The sequence below is a fragment of the Streptomyces sp. NPDC006332 genome, assembly GCF_040612855.1.
Classification (GTDB): Bacteria; Actinomycetota; Actinomycetes; order Streptomycetales; family Streptomycetaceae; genus Streptomyces.
On record NZ_JBEXRA010000119.1, the window covers coordinates 1 to 6,616 of the forward strand.

The following is a 6,616-nucleotide window of genomic DNA, read 5'->3' on the forward strand; positions in this document are numbered from 1 at the left end:
CGGGTCCTCGCGCGGTGGCGGCTGGACCGGGAGATGCTCACCGAGGGCCTGCGCAGGCGGGTCGGGGTGGGGGACGTGCGGATGCGGCCGGCCTCACAGCATCGGGAGCATGATGCGCCGGTAGATGCCGAAGAACCCGAGCCCGTCGACCATGGCTGCCTCGTCGAGCTGGCTGGGCAGACGGGACACGAACTGGCGTACCAGGAAGACGTTGAAGGCGTTCGAGAAGAAGTTGGGCACGATCAGCGGCCAGTAGGTGTTCACCCAGCCCAGGTCCTTGAACAGGATGAACTGCGGGATCATCGTGATCTGTGTCGGGATCATCATCGTCGCGATGACGACGAGGAACAGGGCGTTCTTCCCGGGGGCCCGCAGGCGCGCGAACGCGTAGCCGACCAGTCCGCTCGACACCATCTGGCCGATGACCGAACCCACCGAGATGATCAGCGAGTTGACCAGGAACCGGCCCATCGGCAGGTCGGTGCCGAACACCTTGGTGAAGTTCTGCCAGTGGAACTCGTGCGGGAAGATCGTGAACGTGTTCGTGGTCACCGTGTGATCGCTCGACAGCGCGATCGACACGGCGAAGACCAACGGTGTCGAGAGCAGCGCGGACACCACGATCAGGGTGGCGTAGGTGAAGGGTGTCGCCCGGAACGCCCGCAGGACGCGGGGCGCGTCGTCGGCGCGCTTTCTGTCGTCCCGGCGCTCCGCGCCTTGCTGCTGCGGCGCGACGGTGGATACGACGGTCGCCATCACTTCACCTCGGTCTCGTAGAACACCCAGCGGCGGGTGGTGCGGAAGGCCACCAGGGTGAACACCATGATCACGGCGAACAGCAGCCACGAGATCGCCGACGCGTAACCCATGTGGTAGTAGGAGAACGCCTGGTCGAAGAGGTACGGCACCGTGGTCTGGCTCGCGTTGTAGGTGCCGGGTTGCTGCGCCTTCGGGGTGAGGATGTACACCTGCGAGAAGACCTGGAACGCCGCGATCAGCCCCATCACCAGGTTGAAGAAGATGACCGGCGTCAGCTGCGGCACCGTGATGCTCCAGAACTGCCGCACCGGGCCGGCCCCGTCGATCTCGGCCGCCTCGTACAGCTCCCGCGGAATGCCCTTCATGGCGGCGAGCAGCAGGACGGTGGCGCTCCCCGCGCTCCACACCGACAGCAGGATCAGCGCGTACTTCACCCAGCTCGGGTCAAGTAGCCACTGCGGCCCGGAGATTCCGACCCACCCGAGCACGTCGTTGAGCGGACCCGACGGGGCGAGCACCACCCGGAACGCCATCGACGCGGCGACCAGCGGCACCAGCGTCGGCAGGTAGATCAGGGTGCGGAACAATTTGCGGGCGCGGACCTGCTTGTTGAGCAGGTTCGCCAGCCACAGCCCGATCAGCAGCCCGAGCGGGACGGAGATCGCCGCGTAGTGGAAGGTGTTCCCGAGAGCCTTCCAGAACACGGGGTCCTCGGTCAGGAGCTTGACGTAGTTGTCCAGACCGACCCACTTGGGCGGGGTGAAGGAGTCCCAGTCCGTCATCGAGAGGTAGATCGACGAGATCATCGGTCCGAGCAGGAACGCGAGGAACCCGATCACCCACGGCGAGACGAACAGGTAGAACGAGAGCGCCTCACGGCGCTGTAGCTTCGTCATGGCCATCGCGGGTCATCCCGCGGGCTTGATGATGGACTCAAGGTTCTTCTGGAGCGCGGTGAGTGCCTTCTTGGCGCTCTTCTCCTTGCCGAGCCAGAAGTCGGCGGTCGCGGTGTCGATCGCCGAGAGCATCTCGTTCCACTCGGGGATGAACGGCGCCTTGAAGAGGAACTCGCTGGACTCGGCGAACACGCCCATGTCCACCTTCGTCTTCATCCACGCCGGCTTGAGGAACGCCTCGCTCTTCTGTACCTCGAGGTTGGCCGGCACGTCCTCGGCGGCTGCGATGATCTGCTGCTGGGCCGTCGGCGAGGTGAGGAAGTCGATCGCCTTGAAGGCGTTGTCCGGGTTCTTCGCGGTGCGGGAGATGGCGAGTCCGCTGCCGAAGGAGGACACGGCCTGCTTCTTGCCGCGCCACATCGGCGCGATGTCCCACTCGAACTTGGACTGCGCCTGGCCGGCGATGGCCCAGAACCCGGTGGCGTTGACCGCTACCGTGCCGGCCGCGAAGGCCTGGTCGCCACCGACGTCCGTGCCCATGTCGGCGTACTGCGCCTTCGTCGGCACCACGCCGTGCTTGAAGGTCAGGTCACCGACCCACTGCAGGGCCTCGACGACCTCGTCGCTGTCCGCCGTCGGCTTCCCGTTCGCGTCGATGATGGCGCCACCGTTCTGGTACGCCAGGCTCCACCACTGGGGCCACCAGCCCGCGCCGCCGTAGCCCCACGTCTTGCCCTTGGTCGTCAGCTCCTTGAACGCGTCGAGCGCGTCGTCCCACGTCCACTCGGCCGTCGGCGCCTTGATGCCCTTGGAGTCGAACAGGGTCTTGTTGTAGTAGACGATCATCGCGCCGGACCGGTCCGGTATCGCGTAGACCTTGTCCTGGTACGAGTAGAGCGACCCGATCGTCCCGAACCGCTGCGTCAGGTCCAGCCCCGCGCTCTTGGCGAGGTCGTCGAGCGGCCTGAGCTGGTTCTTGCTCGAGTAGACGTTGACGTTCTCGGCGACCTGCATGATGTCCGGGCCCTTGCCGCCCGCGATCATCGTCTGCACCTTCTGCGGGTACGAGTCCACCGGGATGAGCTGGAGCTTGACCTTCAGGTCGGGGTACTTCTTCACCAGCAGGTTGATGCGCTTCTGGTACGTGGCCCGGTCGGTCTCCCCGCCCCACACCGTCATCACCAGGGGGTCGTCGCTCGACCCCGCGCCGGAGCCGCACGCCGTGAGCGTGATGACGCCCGCCGCGACTCCTAGGCCGAGAAAACCCCGTCGCGAAAACCGCGCTCTGTCAAGCGTCATGGCACTGCCTTTCCGTGAAGCACGCACACGCCCTGAGGGGGCCCGGCGATCACGCCGGACTTCGAATGGCGGTTAAACTAACCCTCGTTTTAAGCCAGCGACAAGCCCTTGTTTCCCACAGGTTTCAGCCGACGCTCCGGTGGTGGGACACCGCAAAAGCGGTCATCTTCGGTGTCCTCGCAGGTGGGGTGCCGGTGCGGGGAGCACCCCCACGAGGAGCCGGTTGCCGGCAAGAGTGTCGGCCGGGGGGCCGCGCCCTCGTTCCGACACCGGGCGGCGGTCGGCAGGCGCCTGGTGTCGCATGACGAACCCGCGGTCGCGAGGTGTGTACGGCGGCCGTGACGGCACATGGCGACAGGGGGACGCGCGCTCCGGCCGTCACGACCGGGCGCCCACCTGCGAGTTGGGGCGCCGCTCTTGACATCGGTGCGACGCGTGGGGGATTTTGTGTCGCGATCAGACACACCACGTCGGCGTATGTGCCGGTGCGCCGCTGCGCATACGGCGGTTTCCGGCCGCCTGCCGGAGCGGACAGACGTGGCTGACAACCGACGATGCCGACGCCCGGATCGGTGTCGGGCACGCATGGTCCGACGTCTCGCCGGTCGCTTCAACCTGGGCCGATCTGACGGCTGTTGACGATTCCTCAGGCGCCTGCGGACAGCTGCGACGACTTCGATGACGTGCCCCTCCAGGCGGGGTCGAGCCGCCGACCACGCTCCACCGCGCATGCCGACGCGCAGGTGTACGGCCCGTCGCGACAGCCGGTCGCGGGATATGCACGAGGTCGGGGAATCTGTGCAGGAGCCTCACACGGGCTGCACTTGGCCTTTCGAAAGCCTGGATAGCGTGACTGCCGTTCCATCCTCGTACGCACGTGTCGGACCGGGACCCGAGCGGGTCACCCGGCCAGTCAACCCAGGAAGACCCAGATGGACTACTGCTCCTCGTGTCGTCGGCATCTCAACGGCGCCCTGGTGTGCCCCGGGTGTGGCGCCTATGCCCCCGACATCGCTCCGCCCGCCGCCAGTGGCCCGGCCGGCCTGGCCCCGGGCTCGTGGGCGATGACGGGCGAGGCGACCGACACGGCACACGCAGCAGGGTCCGCGGCCTCCGGCCACTGGTACGACGAGACCGCGCGGGACGGGGCAGAGCTCGGGACCGGTGCGAAGGAGTTGGGGACCGGTGCGCACACGGCTCCGTACGCCGCCCCGTCCACCGACATCGAGGACGCGCCGACCGGCGGGGAAGGGCGGGCGGCCCGCCGCCGCCAACGGGCTCGCTGGAAGAAGAACCAGCGCCGGGCCGTGGTCGCGACCGCCGTCGCACTCGTCGGGGGCGGCCTGACCATCAGCACGATGAACCGGGGCTCCACCGACCGGACCCAGGCGGCCACCGCCCCCGACGACCGGACCATGGGCGCCGCGGAGAAGCCGACGTCCTTCCACGTCGTTCCGAAGTCGACGCCGCCCACTCTTCACCGGTCGTCACGCACCACTCCCGAGGCGCAGCCGCCGGCCACCAAGGAGCAGCGGCAGCAGTCCGCCCTCTCGACCCCTGCCCGCACGAGCCGGTCGGCCGACCGGTCCGCCGCCGCGCCGCCCCGCCCGGCCGCCACATCGGCCCCGCCGACGCTGAGCAGCGCCCTGTCCCCCGACACCGCGGCCCCCGCCACCACGGACACCGTCGAGACGGCGACACAGCAGCCGTCGACGACCCCGTCCGCCGCGGGCACGGGCTCGGAATCGGGCACGGGATCGGGATCGGGGTCCTCACAGTCCCATCCCGCCCCGGAATCCACATCGCCGACGCAGCTCTGCCTGCTCGTGGTGTGCATCGGCTGACCGTGGCGGGCGATGGATGACGGGCCTGGGGGTTTTCCTGCTCACCCCCGGGCCCCCGGCCGACTCCGAGCGCCCGCTCATCCGCCAATCTCCCCGGTGCCGGCCCTCGGAGCCGCTGGGCTCGAAGCCACCTTGGCACCGCACCTCTTCGGCACTCCCCCGCCGCGCCCGCGCGCTCATGGTGGCGAGCCGCCCTGCCCCGGCTGCGGCGCGCAGATCGTCGGCGCGTCCTCGGGCGTGGGCTCCGGCCTCGCGCGTGGGCGACGGCACGCCGTTCCGCTCCCCCGGCGCCTCCCGGCGCGCCACCGGACACCCAGCCGCGGCCTTCCGTCCTGAAGGCGGTACCGGTACGGGCCTGAGGCCGTGGACGGTCCGGTGTCTCGCGCGCCGAACCGTCCCGGAGTTCCGTCCGGCCCGGCCTCCGCGTTCGGCGGCTCAGGCCGCGGTGTATCCGAGCTGCCGTCTCATGTACGGAGTCAGCAGGGTCTTGGCCTTGCCGAGGGTGCTGGTGCGGGAGCCGAGGACGGCGGTCTCCCCGCCGGGCACGGGCATCATGGTCACTCCGTCGGCGGGCCCGAACGGCACGATGAGCGGGGTGCGGTGGATGGGCCGGTAGAGGCGCGGCTCCTTGCGATGTCTTCCGGAACCCTGCAGGCAGGCACGGATGTTCCAGGCAGCGAGGTCGGCCTGGGCGAGCGCGACGGGAGTGATCTTGAGTTCGGTGGCGTCGTTGACGTCACCGACCGCGAACACGTCCTGCCGCCCCGCGACCCGGAGGGTCCGGTCGACCTTCACGTGCCCGCTCGGGTTCAGCCAGTCGCCGTGCCCGGCCAGGCGCAGCCAGAGCGTGTTGGGGGTGGTGCCCGTCGCCCAGAACGAGACGTCGGCCTCGATGACGTTCCCGCGGGCGTCGCGGTACGTACCGAACTCGGTGCCCTGGGACATGAAGGTGTCGAGCCGCACGTCCACGTCGTGGGACTCCAGCCAGGATCGTGCCCTCTTCCCGGCCCGCGCGTTGCCCATGACGTCGAGGAGGGCGGGCCCGGCGTGAGCGAGGGTGACACGGGCGTTCGGCCGGGCCAGCCGGATCTCGGCGCTGAGCTCGACACCGGAGGGTCCACCACCGACGACGAGGATGTGCTCGGCGCCGGCGATGCTCCGCTGGTGTCCGGCAAACGACTTGGCCGCCTCCTCGGCGGTGGTGCCGGTGAAGCGGGCCGGTTCGGGGTAGTCGGCGCCGGTGGCGATCACCACCACGTCGTACGGGAGGCGCTCGCCCGTCGCCAGCACCACCTGCCGCTCGTCGGTGTCGACACGGATCGCCTTGCCCGAGACCACCCGGCCGTTGCGCAGCAACCGGTCGTACGGGATGAACGGGGTAGCGGTCCAGTCCGGGCGCACGCCGGCGCGCAGGGACGCGATGCGATGGAAGAAGATCTCCTTGCGATCCACCAGCGTGACCCGCGCCGTCCCGTCCAGTCGTTTCGCCAAACGCACGCCGGCATAGCCGCCGCCGATCACTACCACGTCGCCGTCACGCACGCCGAGCCTCCTGTGGAGCTGTGGGGGGATAGCGAGTGCCGTGATGGAGGCGCCGTCCTGGGCCACTCGACTGCCGGTGAGCGTAACGCTTGAAACCTAAAGTCTCGGGAGGGGTTCGTGCCTCTTGTGTGAAGCGACCGTGCGGATGTGGGCCCACGGACGGGCCGACGCCCTCGGCTCGGCCGAGCCGCCTCAGGGTTACGGGAGGTCGCATCCGCAGGACCGTGCTGGAACTGCTGCGGTCCCTGGTGGACGAGCAGGGGCAGACCACGATCA

General features: G+C 69.2%; 5 protein-coding genes and 1 pseudogene. 2 read left to right on the forward strand and 4 right to left on the reverse strand.

Annotation, left to right across the window (positions count from 1 at the left end; genetic code table 11):
- Nucleotides 1–99, forward strand: a pseudogene (locus tag ABZ027_RS42800) (SsgA family sporulation/cell division regulator); the annotation flags it as partial.
- On the opposite strand, the gene ABZ027_RS42805 reads toward ABZ027_RS42800, so the two are convergent.
- From ABZ027_RS42805 to ABZ027_RS42815, 3 genes are read right to left on the reverse strand one after another with little or no spacing between them, the layout of a single operon-like run.
- Entirely contained in the window at nt 94–756 is a 663-nt protein-coding gene (locus ABZ027_RS42805) for a carbohydrate ABC transporter permease (protein ID WP_356778471.1), read from the reverse strand. The pseudogene ABZ027_RS42800 and the gene ABZ027_RS42805 overlap by 6 nt on opposite strands.
- Nucleotides 756–1,655: a sugar ABC transporter permease gene (locus ABZ027_RS42810; protein ID WP_356778473.1), complete on the reverse strand. Its 900-nt coding sequence runs from the start codon at nt 1,653–1,655 to the stop codon at nt 756–758. The genes ABZ027_RS42805 and ABZ027_RS42810 overlap by 1 nt, the downstream gene beginning before the upstream one ends.
- A gap of 12 nt (nt 1,656–1,667) precedes the next feature.
- Nucleotides 1,668–2,954 carry a sugar ABC transporter substrate-binding protein gene (locus ABZ027_RS42815; RefSeq protein ID WP_356778475.1) on the reverse strand — a complete coding sequence of 429 codons (1,287 nt, stop codon included), beginning with the start codon at nt 2,952–2,954 and terminating at the stop codon, nt 1,668–1,670.
- 932 nt (nt 2,955–3,886) lie between these two features.
- Between ABZ027_RS42815 and ABZ027_RS42820 the strand changes: the two genes are divergently transcribed.
- Nucleotides 3,887–4,798 (forward strand): hypothetical protein, encoded by a 912-nt coding sequence (locus ABZ027_RS42820; protein ID WP_356778477.1) that lies wholly within the window; start codon nt 3,887–3,889, stop codon nt 4,796–4,798.
- A gap of 435 nt (nt 4,799–5,233) precedes the next feature.
- Here ABZ027_RS42820 and ABZ027_RS42825 read toward each other — a convergent pair whose 3' ends face one another.
- Complete coding sequence (locus tag ABZ027_RS42825) at nt 5,234–6,340, reverse strand: FAD-dependent oxidoreductase (protein ID WP_356778479.1); 1,107 nt, start codon at nt 6,338–6,340, stop codon at nt 5,234–5,236.
- Between the last annotated feature and the right edge of the window lie 276 nt (nt 6,341–6,616).